This is a genomic window from Deinococcus apachensis DSM 19763, from assembly GCF_000381345.1.
GTDB classification, from domain to species: domain Bacteria; phylum Deinococcota; class Deinococci; order Deinococcales; family Deinococcaceae; genus Deinococcus; species Deinococcus apachensis.
Genome location: NZ_KB906398.1, coordinates 1 through 17,395, shown reverse-complemented (window position 1 = coordinate 17,395; position 17,395 = coordinate 1). Strand labels below are relative to the sequence as shown.

The 17,395-nt window shown below is 60.4% G+C and carries 23 protein-coding genes; 14 read left to right on the top strand and 9 right to left on the bottom strand.

Translation table 11 applies throughout. The annotated features are described in order from the left end of the window. Positions 1–349: 349 nt before the first annotated feature. The 3 genes from F784_RS25785 to F784_RS0100125 form a co-directional block, all read right to left on the bottom strand. Positions 350–1,192, bottom strand: a complete 843-nt coding sequence (locus F784_RS25785; RefSeq protein ID WP_157464914.1) for a hypothetical protein — start codon at positions 1,190–1,192, stop codon at positions 350–352. Positions 1,193–1,419: 227 nt separating this feature from the next. Continuing rightward, positions 1,420–1,731, bottom strand: coding sequence for a hypothetical protein (locus F784_RS25780; protein ID WP_157464913.1), 312 nt, complete (start codon positions 1,729–1,731; stop codon positions 1,420–1,422). 987 nt (positions 1,732–2,718) lie between these two features. Next, positions 2,719–2,955 (bottom strand): helix-turn-helix domain-containing protein, encoded by a 237-nt coding sequence (locus tag F784_RS0100125; RefSeq protein ID WP_026332149.1) that lies wholly within the window; start codon positions 2,953–2,955, stop codon positions 2,719–2,721. 137 nt (positions 2,956–3,092) lie between these two features. On the opposite strand from F784_RS0100125, the gene F784_RS0100120 reads away from it, so the two are divergent. From F784_RS0100120 to F784_RS0100080, 7 genes are all read left to right on the top strand, one after another. Next, positions 3,093–3,350, top strand: coding sequence for a hypothetical protein (locus F784_RS0100120; protein ID WP_019584642.1), 258 nt, complete (start codon positions 3,093–3,095; stop codon positions 3,348–3,350). Next, positions 3,347–3,724 carry a hypothetical protein gene (locus F784_RS0100115; protein WP_019584641.1) on the top strand — a complete coding sequence of 126 codons (378 nt, stop codon included), beginning with the start codon at positions 3,347–3,349 and terminating at the stop codon, positions 3,722–3,724. The genes F784_RS0100120 and F784_RS0100115 overlap by 4 nt, the downstream gene beginning before the upstream one ends. A 61-nt stretch (positions 3,725–3,785) precedes the next feature. Further along, a complete protein-coding gene (locus F784_RS27730; protein WP_083939107.1) occupies positions 3,786–4,256 on the top strand; it encodes an HNH endonuclease signature motif containing protein in 471 nt (156 codons plus the stop codon). A gap of 682 nt (positions 4,257–4,938) precedes the next feature. Beyond that, positions 4,939–5,400 carry a prepilin-type N-terminal cleavage/methylation domain-containing protein gene (locus F784_RS24320; protein ID WP_019584639.1) on the top strand — a complete coding sequence of 154 codons (462 nt, stop codon included), beginning with the start codon at positions 4,939–4,941 and terminating at the stop codon, positions 5,398–5,400. After that, positions 5,397–5,861, top strand: coding sequence for a prepilin-type N-terminal cleavage/methylation domain-containing protein (locus F784_RS0100090; protein WP_019584638.1), 465 nt, complete (start codon positions 5,397–5,399; stop codon positions 5,859–5,861). The genes F784_RS24320 and F784_RS0100090 overlap by 4 nt, the downstream gene beginning before the upstream one ends. Continuing rightward, positions 5,830–6,741: a PilW family protein gene (locus F784_RS0100085; protein WP_169405624.1), complete on the top strand. Its 912-nt coding sequence runs from the start codon at positions 5,830–5,832 to the stop codon at positions 6,739–6,741. The genes F784_RS0100090 and F784_RS0100085 overlap by 32 nt, the downstream gene beginning before the upstream one ends. A gap of 16 nt (positions 6,742–6,757) precedes the next feature. Next, a complete protein-coding gene (locus tag F784_RS0100080; RefSeq protein ID WP_019584636.1) occupies positions 6,758–8,506 on the top strand; it encodes a DUF4900 domain-containing protein in 1,749 nt (582 codons plus the stop codon). Positions 8,507–8,584: 78 nt separating this feature from the next. Here F784_RS0100080 and F784_RS0100075 read toward each other — a convergent pair whose 3' ends face one another. Next, positions 8,585–9,406 carry a helix-turn-helix domain-containing protein gene (locus F784_RS0100075; protein WP_157464912.1) on the bottom strand — a complete coding sequence of 274 codons (822 nt, stop codon included), beginning with the start codon at positions 9,404–9,406 and terminating at the stop codon, positions 8,585–8,587. Positions 9,407–9,483: 77 nt separating this feature from the next. On the opposite strand from F784_RS0100075, the gene F784_RS0100070 reads away from it, so the two are divergent. Further along, on the top strand, positions 9,484–9,750 hold the full coding sequence (locus tag F784_RS0100070; RefSeq protein ID WP_019584634.1) for a hypothetical protein: 267 nt from the start codon (positions 9,484–9,486) through the stop codon (positions 9,748–9,750). A 150-nt stretch (positions 9,751–9,900) separates the two neighbouring features. Here F784_RS0100070 and F784_RS0100065 read toward each other — a convergent pair whose 3' ends face one another. After that, on the bottom strand, positions 9,901–10,773 hold the full coding sequence (locus tag F784_RS0100065; protein WP_157464911.1) for a trypsin-like serine protease: 873 nt from the start codon (positions 10,771–10,773) through the stop codon (positions 9,901–9,903). A gap of 323 nt (positions 10,774–11,096) precedes the next feature. On the opposite strand from F784_RS0100065, the gene F784_RS0100060 reads away from it, so the two are divergent. Beyond that, positions 11,097–11,306 carry a hypothetical protein gene (locus tag F784_RS0100060; RefSeq protein ID WP_019584632.1) on the top strand — a complete coding sequence of 70 codons (210 nt, stop codon included), beginning with the start codon at positions 11,097–11,099 and terminating at the stop codon, positions 11,304–11,306. A gap of 94 nt (positions 11,307–11,400) precedes the next feature. Here F784_RS0100060 and F784_RS26940 read toward each other — a convergent pair whose 3' ends face one another. Next, positions 11,401–13,092: a hypothetical protein gene (locus F784_RS26940; RefSeq protein WP_245557727.1), complete on the bottom strand. Its 1,692-nt coding sequence runs from the start codon at positions 13,090–13,092 to the stop codon at positions 11,401–11,403. A 198-nt stretch (positions 13,093–13,290) separates the two neighbouring features. Here F784_RS26940 and F784_RS0100050 point away from each other — a divergent pair, with 198 nt between their 5' ends. Then, a complete protein-coding gene (locus F784_RS0100050) occupies positions 13,291–13,560 on the top strand; it encodes a hypothetical protein (RefSeq protein ID WP_019584630.1) in 270 nt (89 codons plus the stop codon). Positions 13,561–13,618: 58 nt separating this feature from the next. After that, positions 13,619–14,293 carry a response regulator transcription factor gene (locus tag F784_RS0100045; RefSeq protein WP_019584629.1) on the top strand — a complete coding sequence of 225 codons (675 nt, stop codon included), beginning with the start codon at positions 13,619–13,621 and terminating at the stop codon, positions 14,291–14,293. Here the strand turns inward: F784_RS0100045 and F784_RS0100040 are convergent. Beyond that, on the bottom strand, positions 14,275–14,667 hold the full coding sequence (locus F784_RS0100040; protein ID WP_019584628.1) for a response regulator: 393 nt from the start codon (positions 14,665–14,667) through the stop codon (positions 14,275–14,277). The two genes, F784_RS0100045 and F784_RS0100040, sit on opposite strands and share 19 nt — an antisense overlap. A 216-nt stretch (positions 14,668–14,883) precedes the next feature. On the opposite strand from F784_RS0100040, the gene F784_RS0100035 reads away from it, so the two are divergent. Together F784_RS0100035 and F784_RS26750 are read left to right on the top strand one after the other, a co-directional pair. Further along, positions 14,884–15,132 carry a hypothetical protein gene (locus tag F784_RS0100035; protein WP_019584627.1) on the top strand — a complete coding sequence of 83 codons (249 nt, stop codon included), beginning with the start codon at positions 14,884–14,886 and terminating at the stop codon, positions 15,130–15,132. A 459-nt stretch (positions 15,133–15,591) separates the two neighbouring features. Further along, positions 15,592–15,819, top strand: coding sequence for a hypothetical protein (locus F784_RS26750; RefSeq protein ID WP_019584625.1), 228 nt, complete (start codon positions 15,592–15,594; stop codon positions 15,817–15,819). Positions 15,820–15,882: 63 nt separating this feature from the next. On the opposite strand, the gene F784_RS0100020 is transcribed toward F784_RS26750, so the two are convergent. Both F784_RS0100020 and F784_RS0100015 read right to left on the bottom strand, forming a co-directional pair. Beyond that, positions 15,883–16,299: a hypothetical protein gene (locus F784_RS0100020; RefSeq protein ID WP_019584624.1), complete on the bottom strand. Its 417-nt coding sequence runs from the start codon at positions 16,297–16,299 to the stop codon at positions 15,883–15,885. A 341-nt stretch (positions 16,300–16,640) separates the two neighbouring features. After that, positions 16,641–16,871 carry a hypothetical protein gene (locus F784_RS0100015; protein WP_019584623.1) on the bottom strand — a complete coding sequence of 77 codons (231 nt, stop codon included), beginning with the start codon at positions 16,869–16,871 and terminating at the stop codon, positions 16,641–16,643. 122 nt (positions 16,872–16,993) lie between these two features. Here F784_RS0100015 and F784_RS0100010 point away from each other — a divergent pair, with 122 nt between their 5' ends. Further along, the gene (locus tag F784_RS0100010; protein WP_019584622.1) at positions 16,994–17,242 is read left to right on the top strand and encodes a hypothetical protein; all 249 of its coding nucleotides are present in this window, start codon (positions 16,994–16,996) and stop codon (positions 17,240–17,242) included. Positions 17,243–17,395 lie beyond the last annotated feature (153 nt).

Here is a 17,395-nt window from a genome sequence, read left to right as displayed (position 1 = left end):
CGAACCGTCCCCCTGCCTCATGCTCGTGGTCCCACCCGACTGGGAGGCCATACCGGAGGGGCTGACGGAGCTGAAGCGCTGTTTGGCGGAGGAGTACGGCGCCTCGCTGCTGCTGCGGCCCTCATCAGTGCCCATGCGGTCACCGATGCCGCTTGCAGGGGTGGCCCAGCTTTTGTTCACGCTTTTCCTGTCACGCCCGGCCCGACGCTACCCTTATACATTCGTTTCCTCCTTTGCTCCCTCGTACTGCTCCCACTGCCCGGTTGCTTAGGGCCTTGTGTGCAACGCAGTCTGAGGACTCAGGCAACTTCACCCTCAAGAGTCTGGCGAACAAGTATGATTAACAGATCTAATCTAATACCGTCAAATTGTAGTCATTGTTCGCTCTGCTGTAATATTTACCCTTGTAGCCTACTAATTTTAGTATTATTGTTTCCAAATACCACAGACCGAGGCTGACAACTTCCTGCATTGCGACCCCTTCAATTTTTTGTAACTTCTTCAAATTTTTTTCTGATCTATGCACTATGAAATTTCGAGTGTTTACAAAGGCCAGTGGACCGTCAGCAATTCCATCCAATTTGAAGTTGAAGGACTGGTCGTTGCACAACTTTAGTAAGTGCGAAAATATTTTAGGCACTTCAGCTGGTATGTTCATGAAGCTGAGCATCATTCTTAACCAGTCTCCTGTCTTTAGATTGTCATAATTAGAGGCTAATATGGCTTTCTTATGAGCGACGAGATACCACCAAGCGATACCCTCCAAAGCTACTTGAGTTAAAACAATAGATTCACCCCCAAGATTAGAGTTGACTATTTTTAGATACCAGTCTACTGAAAAGCTTATCTCAGCCGTATTAGCTGATGAAGCTATAGTATGAACTAAATCATGCAATATCTCGCTGTCGCCATTTTGGCACCATTCAGATCCATTGCCAGTCCACGAATAGGGGGATTCAGGATTGATGGGCAGCACGCTGTTGCGGTTGATTCTAACAAAGTGCTTCCAAACAGTCTCGCTCCCATTTTTGCCGTGGAAGAGTACTGGCTCTGATGGTCTGGTGGATATAAGCTTGATTGATATACATAATGCGATAAATGCGGGATGGTTTTTTAACAAACTTAATGTGATTCTACCGCCGTCCATATAGAAGGCTTCAACGTATACGGTTAGCTTGTTGGGAGTATACACATTGGTACGAGGATAATTACTGTATATATCTAGAGTAAGACCGTTGATCGTGATTCTGCATAAGTATCTGTTTGATCTAAATCTCTCACTTTTATGTAGTGATATTTGGGAGTTTATGAAATAGAAGCCAATCTTTTCACACGGCACCTGTTGTCCAATTTGTACTTCAGGGACACCTATTGTATACTCATGCTTAGTCTTGTCTCCGGGAGCATAAGGGGCTAATATCATAGATAGTATATTGGCAACGATAGACTTACCTCTGCAATCTTAACTTCCTTCAGATATGCGATGGTAGGATAGAGCTCTGGAGATCTTACTTTTAATATGGGCTGCAAATAATAATCTAAATCAAATACTATGGTGCATTTATCCTCGAGCAGCATTTTTGGATTTTGCGGAACCAACATCGATACATTCATTCCCTCGGGTATATTTTCTGGAAGAGGTACTGCGTTATAACTAAAACGGACTTTACCAGCATGGATCAGTATATCCCGTTCTGTGTTTGCCGACCCATATTCACCAAAATAAGTCATAGACTAGTCTCCTCGGTCACTTAACTATAAGCTACCCGGTCACGCCAATAAGAACTACCGGATTGAGCGAGAGCGTTGGGAGCGGAGCGGCTTACTTCTTCGCGCCTCGCGTGCTCCGCTTAGGCTTAGCCTTCGCTCCCTCGGTTTTCCGAGCGCCTGGCCCTTCTCTAAGCTGGCCTGACCGACAAACGGACATTCATTCCAGCCCCGCTCGGGTGGGGTTTTGCTGTGGGCAAGTCTTCTGCCTGCTAAATCGATTTGTCTAAGCCGTTCGCCCCAGGACGAGCAATAGCCTGTAGAGTCCGCCCAGGCCTACCACCACCGCGCCCGTTCCAGTGAAGGCTGCCCAGACGGGCTGGTTAGCTTGACCTAGGAAGACGGTAGCGACGAGAAGGGCGAGAAAAGCCGTTAAGCCAGTAAGAGCGAGTAAGGCCTTTAAATGAAGGGACGTCATGAGGCGCCCTCTGGGACTGGAGGAGTGGATGTATGGCGTACGGCTAACATGTGGGAATGCGCTCCTTGCGGGCGTCTGTACCCTCTCCAGACGTTCAGCACTCATACTGTCCGGGGTCCATACTTGTCCCCAGAAGGGGACACGATGTAACGTGAGGTTACAGATCAAGCGACGGCGCAAACGCCTGCGCGCTTGCTTTGGAGTGAGCGGCCCTGAATCTTGGCGGATGGGGGCCGCTCGCGGCTTTGGTAACAGTTGCATTCCGCTACCGAGAAACAAAGTAGCAGGCTGGCTCACGACAGTAAATGCAAATTTTGCAGTGTGACGCTGTTGTGACGCCTTTGGTACGCTTTTGGTCCATCTTCGGGATGAGGGATTGCGTCCTAGACGCCAACTAACCTTTTCACAACCGCCTCTTTGATACGCCAATGTGACACTGTTGTGACGCCAGTGGGCGAGTGGTAAGCCCCTCCAACTGAAGGCCCCCTTCAATGCGGGGGCCTTTCCTTTGCAACTGTCCGGGACAGGGGCAGTTAGGAGGTTTTTTTGGAGTCGGAGTCAGGCTCTATAGGTTCCAGGCGGATGCGGAGCCCCAAAAACTCCAGCAGGTCGCGGCCTGTCTCCGTAAACAAGCTGCGCTTGCCGTTGAAATAGGGGTTTACTGACTGTCGTGAGACCCCCTTGTGCGCGGCGAAGTCAGCTTGAGTCTTGCCCGACCGTCGCATCGCAGCCTCAATCTGTGCCATAAGTTCGGCTTCGATGTCCCTCACCTCCTTACGGTATCAAGTGTAAAACGCAGAGATTGACAAGTCAATCGGAGAGTTTTACTATAGAGGTGCCAAAAAGCCCCGCTCAATCTCTTGGCGGGGACGGGCAAGGGCTTTTTGGGAACCCTAAGGAGGTTCGTATGTCACTGTACGGCACAGTTACCCCTCGCGTTCCTGATGGCACCTACACGTTCACGCGCGTGAATGTGTACGGCCCCAGCACCCCCGTGACGGCGGTGGTTCACGACGGCGCTCTCTTCGCCTACACCACCGGCACCATCTCCTGCCCGGCACACCTGCTGGCCGACTACCAGGAAGGTGTCTTTGCCGAGCTGAGGCACGAGGCGCGGTACGGCATGGTCAAGCGTGTGCGCGAGGAAGTCGAGGTGGCGGCATGAATCGCCCCGTTCCTGAACTGGTGGACGCCCGCCTTACGTCCGACAAGAAGACCCTCGTCCTGTTCCTGCGCGAGAACGGCGTCCACTTCACCCGACGCCTAAACCTCCAGAAGGGCGGCGGGCTGTACAGCATTTGGCCCACCGACCGCCTCCTGGTTTTCGCGCGAGGGGCGAGGATTATTGAACGCGAGGATTACGTGCGCGAGCAGTTTGTGAGCCCGATCCTCGTCAAGGCTGGCAAGGACTTGGCCGAGACCCTGGCCTTCGTGTTGTGGGGCCGGGAAGAGAAGTTTGATACCTGGGGACGCACGGGGGACCCGCCCGCTCAGGAGGATGTTCGAGCCCTCCCCGAGCACGAGAACGCCGCCGACTGAGTAAGCCGACTCCCGCCCGCCTTTCTGGGCGGGCGCTGTCACCTGTCTTCGAGAGGCGGATATGAGACTACCTGCACATGAAATCCCCGCCCTGACCGAGTTGGACAAGACCCGGTTTCAAGAAAAGGTCAAGAAAACGCAGACGTGCTGGATATGGACAGGGGCGCACGACTCCCATAAGCCAACGCCTTATGGAGTGTGCAGAATTCGGCAAAAGCTTTATAAAGCTCACCGTATTGCCTTAGTTCTGGCTGGTAGGAACATCCCGACTGATATGGTTGTAGACCATGTTTGCAGGAATACTCTCTGCGTTAACCCCGATCATTTAGATGTGGTTACCGCTGGGGTAAACACTCTGCGAGGTATTGGGACTGGTGCTAGAAATGCCAGAAAAACGCATTGCAAACATGGACATCCGTTCACCGAAAAAAACACCTACTTCAATGGGAAGCAGCGAATCTGTCTAGAATGTCGGCGTGCTCGTGGGAGGGAAAAGGAGATGCGACGTCGGCTCAAGGCAAAGTTGGGCTGAGGCTATCGGCTACTGGAGAGAGTGGGCCAGGACGCAGGCGGGGCGGGATGTCCCGCCCCGCCTAGAGGCCGCCTTTTACACCTTGAACTGGCTTGATGCTGAACTTGAGGACGCGGGTTGAGCGCTACTCTGCCTTCCCATGCGCCCCGTTGACCTCACCACTCCCGAGCGTGTGGACCTGCTCGACGATGCCTAACGAGAGGACCGAGGCGGCGCCTCCTCCGGCCTGGCCCCCGCCGAGTGAGCGCTGGCAGAACAAGCTGCGAGCAGCGGGGGTACAGGTAGGGGCACCCCTACCCCACCCGACAAGTTGAGCCAGCACCCTTGCCGTCTGAAGGCCGCAACGGAGGCCCAGGCTTAGAGTGCGGTATGCCACATCAGCCCTCCCGGCCTGGGCTCTGGATCCTGGCCGTCGTGACCTTCACCGTCGTGGTCGTGTTGCTCGGGTTCACCTGGTCTGCCTTCACGACGTTACTTCGTGCCCTGGTGACATGACGGCGGTGCCCCACGCTGGCTTAGGTCTAGGGCGAGGCGCGAAGGGCCCGGGCCGCTGCACTTCATCTAGGAATCCAGTGGCCCAGAAGCCAACGGCCATTCTCTGGCGCATAAATCGGGAAAACATCACACTTATTCCCCCAATCGGGGACTGATGCGCAGGAAGTGAGCTCCGGATACTGGAGGCGTGTCGCCTCCACGTGCCCAAGCGGGCTTTACCCTCCTCGAATTGCTGGTGGTGCTCGGCGTGCTGGGCATCCTGCTCAGCATCGCTGCACTCATGCTGATGCCCTGGATTCAGAGCCAGCGGATCCGCTCCGATCTCTCCGGGCTGGCCGCCGACTTCAACCTGTACCGCACCAAGACCATGAGCGAAGGCGTGCCCTACCGTCTCACCCTGGCTTCGGACAAGTACACGGTCGAAGCACAAAACGGCACAACCTGGAAGACCATCCGGACGACCAACTTCACCCGCGCCCGGCTGACCCTGACCAACGTCGCCACCGCCTACACCTTCGACACCCGGGGCTTCGCCAATGCCACGCTGAGCGGGGGCAACGCCACCACGAACACCACGTTTCTGGGTGGGGACAGCAAGACGAAGCTCACCGTGCGCGTGACGGCCCTGGGCTTCGCGAGGCTCTCGTGAGGCGCCAGGACGGCCTGACGATCACCGAGGTGCTCGTGGCGATCGTGATTGTGCTGGTGATCGTCGCCTCCGTGATGCCCCTGCTGACGGCCAGCATGCTCAGCAACTCAAAGTCCCGGACACGCAGCCAGGCCCTGACGGCCGCCGAAACCTGGCTCGACCGGTACCGCAGCGGCCGTGAGCCTCTGGATACGGTTGCCGGGGTGTGCACCAAGTCGGCGACCAAGGTCGTGACCTGCACTTACGACTACAAGCGCGACTACACCAAGGACACGGCCATCGCGTCCCATGTGGCGGACGGCGCCACCCTGAACACCCAGTTCGTGCCCTTCAAATCCACCATCGTCGCCACGCCCATCTCCAGCGGCATGAACGCCACCGTGTGGGCCCTGAGTGTCACCGTGGCCTGGCAGCAAAAGGAGGAACAGCGTGTCAACGTCTACACCCGCTTCACCCAGTAGGCAGAGCGGTTTCACGCTCATCGAGCTGCTGGTGGCGGCGGCGCTTGCCCTGATCGTAATCGGCGCGGCCAGCGCGCTGCTCACCACCACCGCCCGGGTGCAGAGCGTGGAGCAGGAGCGAATTCCCCTCCAGGAGAGCGTGCGGTCCAGCCTGGAGGTCATCGCCCAGGACCTGCGTCAGGCTACCGGTTCCCGAGTACTGTACAGCGAGGCCAGCGTGCCCACGGACCTGAAGAGTGTGCTCAGCACCAACCAGGTGCTGAGCATCACCACCGCCAACACGAACGGCTACTTCACCATCCCCAAGCCGGGCGGCTACCCCAGCAGCAATTCCTTCTCGCGGAATGCGGTGACCCCCGTGAACTCGCCCAACAGCGCGGGGCGCTCCTGTTCCGATGTGTTCACCGGCGATGACTGGGCCCTGGTCATGGTGGGGACCCAGACCCGCTGGGTGCAGACGCACGAAACCAATCCCTGCACCGGGAACGACTCGGGTGGCGGGAACGGCAACATCAAGTTGCAGCACCACGGCTACACCCTGGACGACATGTCGTGGTCGCCGGACGCGGCGCTGATCAAGATCAGCGTGATCCGGTACTACGTCGGCACCGCGCAGCTCGGCACGCAGAACGTATCAACGCTGTACCGGCAGATTGACGGGCAGGACCCCCAGGTGGTCGCCTACTACATCAGCGGGCTCAAGCTGGAGTATTCCCCTGACGGCCTGACCTTTTCCAATGCACCCACCAACTCCCCAAGCGTCGTGCGGGTGACCTTGACGGGTCAGGAATCCCGCACCCGCACCTCGGGCGGGACGCCCACCTTCTCCCTCACCAACAGCGTGTTCATGCGCAAGGCGACCCTGAATGCGGCGCCCTGAGTCTTCCGGAGGCCCCATGCATCGTCCCACCCAGGGCTTTGCCCTCGCCAGCGCCCTCGCGGTGATGGTGCTGGTGCTGCTGATCACCTTCATGCTGACGAGTAATTCGGTGAGCGAACTGATGCAAACCAATTCCAGCCAGGGTCTCGTGCGCGCGCGGGCGCTTGCGGAGGCAAGCGTGGCCCAGGTGACCGGCACCCTTGTCAACGAGGGCCTGAAGAGCACGAATGACGTGCTGAAGCCGTATGCAACCGCCTTTTCCACAAGTGGCAAGAGCGCTGACCAGGACCCCATCATCCCCGAGGGCTCATACTCCTCGGTTCTGACCGCGCTCAATGGCATGAGCGGAACCACCGTGAGCATCGTCGCCCCTGACAACGGGGGCAGCTCCACCGGACAGCTCCAGTTCACCAACATGCGGGTGGACGAGGCGAGCTTCTCGAAGGCTGGGCAGGTCTACTACGTGGACTACACCATCCAGGGGGTGGGGACCAGCAGCACCTTCCGCCGCACCGTCACCACCGGCGGCACCATGCGCTTGGTACTGGGACGTCAGTACCTCAACCAGTACGTGCTGCTTGCCGACGATGGGGGCTCCACCTCTGGCGGGTATTTCGGCACAGGCTCAGCTTTCGACGGGCCGGTCCACTTCAACAAGAACCTCGCGCTGGCGGGCACACCCGTCTTTCAGTACGGCCTGACCGTCGCGTCACCCACCACCTTGATGTACAACTGCTCGGCCAGGACCTGGCAGGCCACAGCCAACCAAACGAATGACTGCACCCAGCCGGGCTACGGCGGGTACGGTCAGCAGCATGTGACGGACTCCGTGCCGCTCCCCAACAATGCGTACTCCCAGGCCCGAGCCGCACTGGGGCTGGACGAGAACAACGCCACCGACGCGCTGACCAATGCCGAAATCTGTCAGGCCACCGGGCAGACGTCGAGTTGCGTTCCCACGAGTGGCGTTTACGTGCCCAAGAAAAATGGGAGCGTGTCGGGTGGAATTTTCATTCAGGGGAACGCCCAGGATGTTCGCCTGTCCGTGAACGGCAGTAACCAGGTGTACAACATCACTGACGCGGCGGGCGTCGTCACGCGCATCGAGGTGAGCTACACCGCCAAGACCACCACCGTCACGAGCGGCAGCACCAGCACGACGCTCCAGGGGGTGCCCAATGGGCAGCTCTATGCCAACGGGAGCATTCTGTCCCTGCAAGGCCCGGCCCGCACCGGGACTGTACCCAGCCCCGCGCCCAGCAACTCGGTGCCGACGCAAGTTCCGCCCGCCCTCGCCCCCGACTCGCAGCTCAACATCGCCTCCAGCGGGGACATGAAGATTCAAGGCGACCTGACCTACACCAACGACCCCCGGCAGAGCCCGAACGCCAAGAACGTGCTGGGACTGATCAGTGGTCAGGGCCACGTCCTGATCGGCAGGAACGCGCCGAATGATGTGTATGTCATGGGATCAATGCTCGCTGGGGCCAGCGGGAAGGGCCTCAAGGTGGAGGGAATTGACGAGGGCACCGTGACCTTCGGCAACCGCGGGAAGATCCACCTGTTCGGCAGCCTGGCGGAGAGTTTGGACCAGTTGCGCGGCCTGGCGGACGGGAATTTCAACCTCGCCAAGGGTTACGACGACGATTTTCACTACGACAAGCGCTTTCTGAACGGTGGGGCGGTGCCCCCCTACTTCCCCGCCACCACCAAGTTCACCGCCAACACCTTCTGGCCCTCGCAGCGCACCTGGGAGGAGCAGTAACAGGTTGAGGCCACCTCGTCCGGCCCACGCTCCATAGGGCGTGGGCCGTTGTTGTGCACGCGCGTGCAATCCCTCACCTCACTGTTGCTCCTGCTTCGGCTCGCCTCCGTTTGCCAGATCGAACCAGCCCTTCGTCAGCCTCACCAGGCGCCTTTTCCGGAGCATGCGGCCCGTCCAGCTCCGGGCGACCACCCGGTTGCCCCCAAACAGCACGTCGGCAATCCTCTCGGTGGACGTTGGCCAGCTCAGGGTGGCCGCACGCTCCGCAAACAGCCGGTCGGACCAGTCGCGCAGCCCCTGCACGTTCGGTGGGACGGGTCCGGTCGCCTCATCCAGCTCCACCAGTGGTGAGGCCATCTGCTCGCGCACTTCCCGGGCGTCGCGTTCCCGCTCGGTGGGCAGCCCTTTGAGGTACTTCCCGATGGTCACGTTGGACACGCCCAGGTCGGCGGCAATCTCCTTCCGGGGCTCGCCCGCCGCGTAGCGTTCCGGGATGGAGATGATCTCCGCGTCCGTCAGGGTGCGGAACGCCCTGATCCCGTGCAAGGTTCGCACATGGTTCTGCACGCTGCGTTCATGGGAACCGCTGAGAATCGCCAGTTGCTTCGTGGATTTGCCCTCCGCGAGCCGGGCGCGCACCCAGGGCTCGCTCCAGTAGAGCGGAAGTCCTCGCTCGCGCAGTTCGTGCTCCTCCCAGACGTGGCCCCGGCTCGCCGCCTCCCGGTAAATGCTGTTCAGCTCGTACTTGGTGTAACGCTGTGGCCGGAGGTCCCCCGCAAGGGCCAGCGCGGCGTGGCGGAGAAAGGCGGACAACTCCATCCCCGTCTGCTGCGCGGCGGCGCCCACCAAGGCCAGCTCGCTCTGGCTGAGGAGCACCCGGACTTCCTGTTCACGGCCCATAGGGAGATGCTGCCACGCGGCGTGTCACTGTTTTGCCGCATTCTCGTCTCGGACACCACGCTACCCTCTGCGCCAATATGCGCCCCGCCGACCTGACTCCCGCCGAACTCGTAGACCTCCTCGACGACGCTTACCAGGAGGATCGGGGCGGTCCCCCCGCAGGACTGGCCCTCGCGGAGCGTGAGGCCCTGGCCGACTACCTCGGCTGCCACGAGGAGGCTCGTGCCGAGGCGCTGCATCTCTGGCAGGAACGCCTCGCCTGGCAGGGTGGGGACACTGACGACGCCGCCTACTGGCTGGACGTGGAGTTCGTGGGGCCGGGCGAGGGGAACCGGGCAGAGTGACCGGCCAAAGAAAAGCCCTGCTCAACGACAAACGAGCGGGGCGCCGGGTTGTCGGGAAGGGGCAGAGCTTGACCTGAGACAGGTGCTGTATTGTCCCGCCTTCTGCTCAGGAGGTGAGCGACCAGGCCACTCCACCCCTCGCGGCTGGTCTCAACGCAGGTACGGCTTGACGAAGTCCTGGGCGAGCCGGGTGTCCATCCGGAACATGAAGTCGTTGCCCTTGCAGTTGGGCGTCACGCTGAAGGAATTGACGGCAGCGATCACGCTGGTGTTGTTGAACAGGGTGGGGCCACCAGAGTCGCCGTTGCAGGTGCCGCCCCCACCGTTGCCCGCGCCGGGATTGTTGGTGAGCTTCACGCTCTGGGTGCCCGTGTTGGTGCTGTTCACCTCGATGAAGCGCTGCAGGCCCTTATACCGGGCGTAGTCGTCCGGGATGGGCTTGTTGCTGGTCGGCGGCGCTTTGCCCAACAAGCCGTACCCTACGGGCTCGAACAATTGGGCTTTCAACTGAGCCTGTGGAGTTGTGTCGAAGTACCCCAACGGGGGAAGCTTGCCATAGGTGCCCACGTTGACCGGCTGGCTAAGGATCACCAGCCCCACGTCATACGTATCCGGGAACGCGGAGTAATCGTCATACAGTGGGTGTGGGATGACGGTTTTCGCCTTGATCCATTTGGCGGCCAGCCAGGCAGAGGTGGGCGCGAAGTAATCCGAGATGGCGTCCTCGTCGAAGCGGACCCACGTCTCGTCGTTCGCCTTACCGCCCGTGCCTTCCACGCAGTGTCCGGCGGTGAGCATCACCGTGGGCGTGAGGAGGGTGCCGGTGCAGCTGAAATAACCTTCCCCGTTCTGCACGAACAGGAGGGTGCCGACGTAGGGGTGCTCGCCCCCGTCCCGCTGACCGAAGGTGATCTGCGGCTGGAGGAGTGCTTGTGGGACCTGCTGTTGAACTGATCCGCAGGCGGAGAGTGCCAGAGCTGAGATTGAACCTACCACCCATGCCGGTCGTCTGTTCCTTTGCATCGTGCTCCTCTCCGGGCAGCAGCGTTCCAGCTTTCTGCTCCGTTTCACTGTGCTGTGCCCGTACGCCCACTTTCACATGCTCGAGGGGCGGTCTGCAAGCCCGCAGAGAGAAGACCCGCCCTCAGAGGAGGCGGGCCGGAATAAAGCTGGAAATGGAAGGAAGGGCAATGCGCCGCAGCTCGTCGATCCCTTGCCTTGGCGTGCACTGAGTGTAGGAGCAGGGGTGCGGCAAGTCTGTGAAGTTCTTAAAGCTGGGGTTAAGGGAAGGCGGTTGGAGCGAGAAGGTGTGGACGCGCTGACTTCCCGTAGTACCCTCTGTCCTCGTGACTGACTTCCGGCCCGGCCGCCCCCTACCGACCACTGACAGCGACACGCAGGAGCGCCAGCTCTACCACGCTCAACGCAAGGACGGAGCGTGGGCGACGATGGCCCGGGAGGCGAACGCCTGGCAGTGGCGCCAACTGCACGGTGGGGGAGAGGACGGCTACGGGCGCGGCAGTTGGCGCGAGATGCAAGGCTGGCTGGCGAAGTAGGGAACCAGCTCTTCGAATTGATGGCTCCAAAATGCCCCCCTCCCTCTCAGCTTCGGCTGGGGCGGGAGGGGGCTTTTTTGTTGCAGCCAGGCGGTTAGAGGTACCCAACCAGGAACGACAGGACGTCGACGGCGTGTTGGGGCACGCCCTGCTTCATGGAATCCCGGAGGTACTGGCGGTAGCCGTTCACCAGCGCCTGTTTGCGTTCGGGCGTCCAGGAGTACGTGATGTAGGTCGACAAGATCGACAGGCGAGCGGCGACATGGACGATGGGAACCAGGTCATTGGTCAGGTTGGTGAAGGATTGAGCGTCGGGTTTCTGCACGACGAATCTTAAATGCCACACGGATTCATTGCCAGCGTTATCTGTCGCCTTCACCTCGTAACTCAATCTGTACGGAAGCTGCGAGGTCTGGATGTTGGCTTTGGCGAGCAGTTCACCAGCAGTCCCCTTCAGTTTGCAGGGACCGGAGACCTTGGCGACCCCAGAAACATTATCACTGGCGATGCAGTTGATATCCACCATTTCGTCAATGGCGTAACTTTCGTGTCGGTTGGAGAAGATGACGCTGGGAGCGGCATTATCATATTTGACATGTGCCTCGTCGCTCGCTATGTACCAAGGCCAGTCGAGCGAGCAGAACACGCTGCCTTCCCCATTCTGGCCGAATGACAGGGGGACCGTGGACAAGTAGAAGTCATCGTACGATGGGGTCGAGGGGCGAAGGCCCATAGACTGGTTGTAGCCGGGAGGATTCGTTCCACATCTTGGCTGTGTACTGGCCTTATACACGAACTCGGTTCCGACCTTAACTTGTGCGACAGGACGTTGAGGTCCTTTGAACCACCCACCGTAGCCCGGAGTGCCGTTAATAGTAATGTTTACAGTGGGCAAGGCGCTTATGGGTGCGACTACAGCACAACCGTAAACGTAATCGAGACTTGTTCCGGAATTAAAATTAGCGTAATCCTCGCTATGCTCGGAATCATACCTAATATCATAGAGCCCACCTCTTTCTAATACGGTGACGCTCATGGTTGGATGCTCGTGCGCCAGCAGCGCTTCGCACTTAGCCTGAATTTTCCGCGGAGCGGGTTGGCCTTCAGAATGCGGGAAGCTTACAAAATCGAAATCACGAATGAAACCGGACAATTGGACGTCGCCGACCCCGGCAAAGTGCTGAGTTTTAGATCCTGCCCAGCCAGGTAAGTTTGCACCAGTACGATCACTACTTGATGTCGGTGTCCTGCCCGTATACCAGCACAGATAGATATAGTCTCCCTTGACGTTTTTATTAAGATCGGTGAGGCTATAGTATAATGTCTGGCCGGATCGGTTTACGCCATCACTGCATTTTTTTCTCAAATCCCTATCTAGGCTCGACTGATCAAGTTCGCCGACAACACCTACTGGATTGCTGTATTTAACGAAATCTAGCATAGTCAACCGAGGCGTGTTCATTTCAGTTGTGTAGGAAACGCAGGCGTAGACATGGTTGCTAGAACTGCCACTATTGATGTCTAAGGTGCGTTTTTGTTTTTCTTGATCGGGGCATTTGTAATTCGCATCCGTGGTGGCAACGACAGAAATGTTGCTGACGAAACCCGGGATAAGCCGAAGGTTACTTGGGTCGACCTTCTGGGGCTGTAAGAGAGGATTAGTGGTTGCTGCAGAAGCATTGGCAGAGAAAATCCCCGCCGCGGGATGCGCCTGCTGTTGGCCACAACCAGTGAGGAGGGCGAGGGTGCTGAGGGCAGCAGCCGGGAATACAGGAAGTCTCAACATGAGCCCCTTCCGTGTGGTCGTGCCATGACAATGAGAGGGTGAAGAGCCGGGTGGCTTCACTTCCGTGCCGTCGCCTAGGATGTGAGAAACTTAACATTCAGGTGAAACAAGGTCAAGCTCGGCGGTCTAGGAAGGCCTCGCCAACTCGGGTTCGTAGCGCGCCTGCTCCGCCCGGACCCCTCGCGCTAGCCTCCCGCCATGCGCCCTACTGACCTGACCCCCGCCGAACTCGTGGACCTGCTCGACGATGCCTATCAGGAAGACCGGGGTGGCCCTTCCTCCGGGCTTGCGCCCGCCGAACGCAATGTGCTGGCCGACTACCTCGGGTGCCATGAGGAGGCGCGGTCGGAAGCGCTGCACCTGTGGCAGGAACGGCTGGCCTGGCAGGGTGGGGACGGGGAGGAGGACGCCGCCTACTGGCTGGACGTGGAGTTCCTGGGGGCGAGGTTGGAGGAGCGACAGGCCTGAGCCGCATCCCCCCTGTTCCCTTTGCCCACCTCCCGGTGAGGTCACATACCATGCAAGGGTGCCCTCACCGCGCATCCTCATCATTGAGGACGCCGCCGATATCGCCCGTCTCCTCACGCTTGATCTGGAGGACCACGGCTTCGCTGTCCACCATGCCGATTCCGGGATGGCGGGCCTGATGCAGGCCCGCGAGCAGGAGCCCGACCTGATCCTGCTGGACCTCGGCCTGCCCGACTTCGATGGCAGCGACGTGGTCAGCCGGATGCGGGCCGACAGCCGCGTGCCGATCATCGTCCTCACCGCCCGGGACACGGTGGAGGAGAAGATCCGGCTGCTGACCCTGGGGGCGGACGACTACCTGGTCAAGCCCTTCCACAGCGAGGAGTTGATCGCCCGCATCCACACCCAGTTGCGTCGGCGTGCGGGAGGAGGTCTCGGCGGCCTGACCGTCGGGGAACCGACGCTGTTCCCGGCCCAGCGGCGAGCGTCCTACAAGGGCACCGAACTGCTGTTCAGTCCGACGGAGTTGGGGATTCTGCTGGTGCTGGCCCGGCAACGCGGCCGGGTCTACCGCCGGGAGGAGCTCAATCAGGCGCTCTGGGAGGGGTGGCTGCCGGAGGGGAGCCACGTGATCGACCTGCACATGGCGAACATCCGCGCCAAGTTGCGGGAAGTTGGGGCGTACCAGGTCGTGCGGACGGTCCGGGGCATCGGCTACGCCCTGCGGGGGTAGGGCGTGCTAGTGAGCCAGCCCTGGACCAGGATGAGCATGCTCTCATGCCTCAGTGGCTTTTCCACGTAAGCCACATTCTCCCGCCTCGCGATGGCCTCCAGCTCACGTGGCGAGGCAGAGCTGCTCCAGCACACCACCCGCACCTCATCCCCGACCTGTGCCCGCAGCGCGTTCAGCAGGTCCAACCCCTGCTGACCCGGCAGGTGCAGATCCAGCAATACCAGGTCAGGGGCGTGAGGCGCCTGAAGGAGTTGCAGGGCTTGCTGACCGTCGAGGGCGTGACTGATCTCGACCGCGGGCGCAACCTCCTGAAAGGCCAGCTCGAGCAGCAGGGCGTCCTCGACCGAGTCGTCGATCACCAGGACGCGTCGCACGGGGGACCGGCCTCCTCTGGGCTCCGGTCGGTGCTGTTGTGCTGGGAAACCATCTGCGTACAGTAGTGCTGGGGGTCTGTCAGGAATCTTGAGACTTCGGTCATCTCGGGACAGGCGCGCTGGGTGTGGATGGGGTCGAGGCCCAAGGGGGAAGGCCAACCCCGACCTTAAGCCACTGGTGATCCTCTCCAGAGGCAGGCAGGCCTACCTTGAGGGATGAGTCAACCACCGGACCTGAGCCAGCTACTGGAGCGGGCACAGGCGTTGCAGCGCGAGATGCAGCGCTTGAAGGCCGAATCCCAGCACCTGGTGGAGACTTCTTCCAGGCTCATCAGAAATCGAAACCAATGGACGGGCGCTCACTTCTCGGAGCACGTGGAGCTGGCGAACACGCTGGCGAAGCAGCGGGAGCAGCACAAAGACCTGTTGGAGCTGGTGGAACGCACGAGTCCGAGCGAGAAGTGAGGCCCGCCCTCCGCCTAACAGGGGCTGAGTGCAGGGTGAGGGGGAACCTGGTTCAGTCCTGGACCCGGACGACCCACCACCCCTGGAGCGGGCTGGGGGGAGAGGTCGGGTCGAACTGGTGAACAACTACCCTGAACGCCCCACACTGCAAACGCCAACAGGTGCGGGCGGGTTCACCCAGCCACCACCGCCCCCCAATCCGCCACCGGAGGATCACTCGCGTGACCCGGCAGACCTGATGGCGCCAGCGCAAGCGGTACGGCCTCCCCTGGCCATCCACCTCAACCCAGCACGGCTTGAGCACGGCGCGCATAAGGGCGCGGTCCTCCTGGTCCTGACCAATTGTCCTAGGCTCCTTAACGCGAGTTGAGGCTGTTCAAAGAGAAGAAGGGACGAACGCAGGACTCTCCTTCCGTAGTCTTTCATACAGAAGCAAGAGGGCGCGCCTACCCTGAGGGAATGCCGACGTCCCTGATCCTCCAGCAAATGCTCAGGGGAGTCCGAGCACTCGCCGAGGACCTCAGTGACCAGGACGTCCTCACGCGCCTTCAGGCCATCGAGCAACGGCCCCCCCCAATCCTCCTTGATGAGCAGGTCGAGCAAATCAAGGAACTCGGGGATCTTGTTGACCTGCTCCGTCAACGCGTGGCCCAAGTGGACCCAGCGTCCCCGGACCTGGCGTCCTAGAACGCCCTGAAGGAGCCTCCACCACGTTCCCTGCCCGTCGAAGCCTTGCGCCTTGGTGTGCGGCTAGGACAGGAATTCGTCTTTACCCGTCACGAACGCGTAGCAGGAGACGTCCTGAAAAGCCAACCGTTTCAGGGACACGGCCGCCCCCCGCTCATCCAGCCCGGCGACTGAAACCGTGCCACGGTTGAGCAACAGGCCATGGGGCACCACGCCCTCGTGGGGACCCGTGAGATAGACCGTCCGCCCGTGAGCGGTAAGGAGATACATCAGTACCCGGTGACCAATGCCCTGCGAGAGGTAGTGCCGCCAGGCCTCCACCAACCCTGGAGGCGAGAAGGGGCCAGCGGTGCGCCCGCCGTGCAGGAGAACCGCCCATTCCAGCGCTTCCCACTGCAAGCGGCCAAAGTCACTGCTGTGCCCACTGAACGCATTGAGGCTGTCGTCGCCGCTCTCCAGGCCCCCCGACTCGTTGGTCATACACCCTCTCGCTCTTGTGCCACCAGATGTGGCCAGGTTCACGGGCTGAACAGAAGGCAGGGTGGTCCGTCATGGGCGCAGTTCGATGTGCTGCAAGCCTCCAAGGTTGCGGAGAGCATCAGGGAGGGCCCGCCTTCAGAGGAGGTGGGCCCCAGGAGAGCGCCGTGGGTCACAGGACGTGTTGCCCTGCGCTTTGGCGTGGTCCCATGGTACGGGGGAGGGCGAGGGGAGAATCAGCGTGTTCAGGCAGCGTTAAAGACCGGCTGACCTCTTCCTGCTTTCACGGACAGGACAACCTGCACGGTCCCCCTTGTCTTGCAGGCTCGCCACCCCGGCCGCTCCTACCCCTGCTTGGGGAAGGCCTGTTGCAGCAGGCGCAGGAGTTCCAAGGCTTGTTCGCGCTCGATCATCATCCCGTGGGGCGGGCCGTCGTACCGCTGCACCGTGATGTGCACGCCCTGAGCCGTGGGGCAGACATGCAAGCGTCCAGCGTCCCCGGTGAACGAGGTCAGGGGCGCGCAGAACTCACTGGGCTGGAGGTTGGAGGTCATCTCGAACGTCACGGTAGGCATCGAGCGACCGCGGGATAGTTCGTGCCCCCCTTGCCCCCCTATACCTCGTGCTGGCCAACCCTTCATCCCTGCAGATGTGCCCCTCCTGAGTTGGGCCACAGTTCCATACCCCCGTCGAGATCGTGGACCTGCTCGACGACGCCTACCAGGAGTCGCGGGGAGGGCCGCCTTCCGGTCTCGCGCCTGCGGAGGAGGCCGCACTGGCCGACTACCTGGGCTGCCACCCGGAGCAGCGGAGCGCCGCGCTGCACCTGTGGCAGGAGCGCCTGGCCTGGCAGGGTGGGGACACCGAGGACGCCGCGTACTGGTTGGATGTGGAGTTCCTGAGGACAGGACAGGACGATGCCTCAGGGGCACCATCCATCCTCTGAAGCCTTTTGCGCTGAACCTTTCTTGCTACGGTGAGGCGTGATCAAAGACGACATGGCGATTCATGCCGGTGTTCCTGAAAAGGCCATCAAAGCGGCACTCCGACAATTTGACGACACGCCTTCGGAAGTGACCTGGGACCTGGCCCGCAGCCG

Bases quoted from the DNA above. Each gene is read 5' to 3' on its own strand.
- F784_RS0100065 (WP_157464911.1), bottom strand. From the start codon at position 10,773: ATGCAAAGGAACAGACGACCGGCATGGGTGGTAGGTTCAATCTCAGCT.
- F784_RS0100050 (WP_019584630.1), top strand. From the start codon at position 13,291: ATGCGCCCTACTGACCTGACCCCCGCCGAACTCGTGGACCTGCTCGAC.
- F784_RS0100070 (WP_019584634.1), top strand. From the start codon at position 9,484: ATGCGCCCCGCCGACCTGACTCCCGCCGAACTCGTAGACCTCCTCGAC.
- F784_RS26940 (WP_245557727.1), bottom strand. From the start codon at position 13,092: ATGTTGAGACTTCCTGTATTCCCGGCTGCTGCCCTCAGCACCCTCGCC.
- F784_RS0100035 (WP_019584627.1), top strand. From the start codon at position 14,884: ATGAGTCAACCACCGGACCTGAGCCAGCTACTGGAGCGGGCACAGGCG.
- F784_RS0100115 (WP_019584641.1), top strand. From the start codon at position 3,347: ATGAATCGCCCCGTTCCTGAACTGGTGGACGCCCGCCTTACGTCCGAC.
- F784_RS27730 (WP_083939107.1), top strand. From the start codon at position 3,786: ATGAGACTACCTGCACATGAAATCCCCGCCCTGACCGAGTTGGACAAG.
- F784_RS0100020 (WP_019584624.1), bottom strand. From the start codon at position 16,299: ATGACCAACGAGTCGGGGGGCCTGGAGAGCGGCGACGACAGCCTCAAT.
- F784_RS26750 (WP_019584625.1), top strand. From the start codon at position 15,592: ATGCCGACGTCCCTGATCCTCCAGCAAATGCTCAGGGGAGTCCGAGCA.
- F784_RS0100080 (WP_019584636.1), top strand. From the start codon at position 6,758: ATGCATCGTCCCACCCAGGGCTTTGCCCTCGCCAGCGCCCTCGCGGTG.
- F784_RS0100075 (WP_157464912.1), bottom strand. From the start codon at position 9,406: ATGGGCCGTGAACAGGAAGTCCGGGTGCTCCTCAGCCAGAGCGAGCTG.
- F784_RS0100015 (WP_019584623.1), bottom strand. From the start codon at position 16,871: ATGCCTACCGTGACGTTCGAGATGACCTCCAACCTCCAGCCCAGTGAG.
- F784_RS0100120 (WP_019584642.1), top strand. From the start codon at position 3,093: ATGTCACTGTACGGCACAGTTACCCCTCGCGTTCCTGATGGCACCTAC.
- F784_RS25780 (WP_157464913.1), bottom strand. From the start codon at position 1,731: ATGACTTATTTTGGTGAATATGGGTCGGCAAACACAGAACGGGATATA.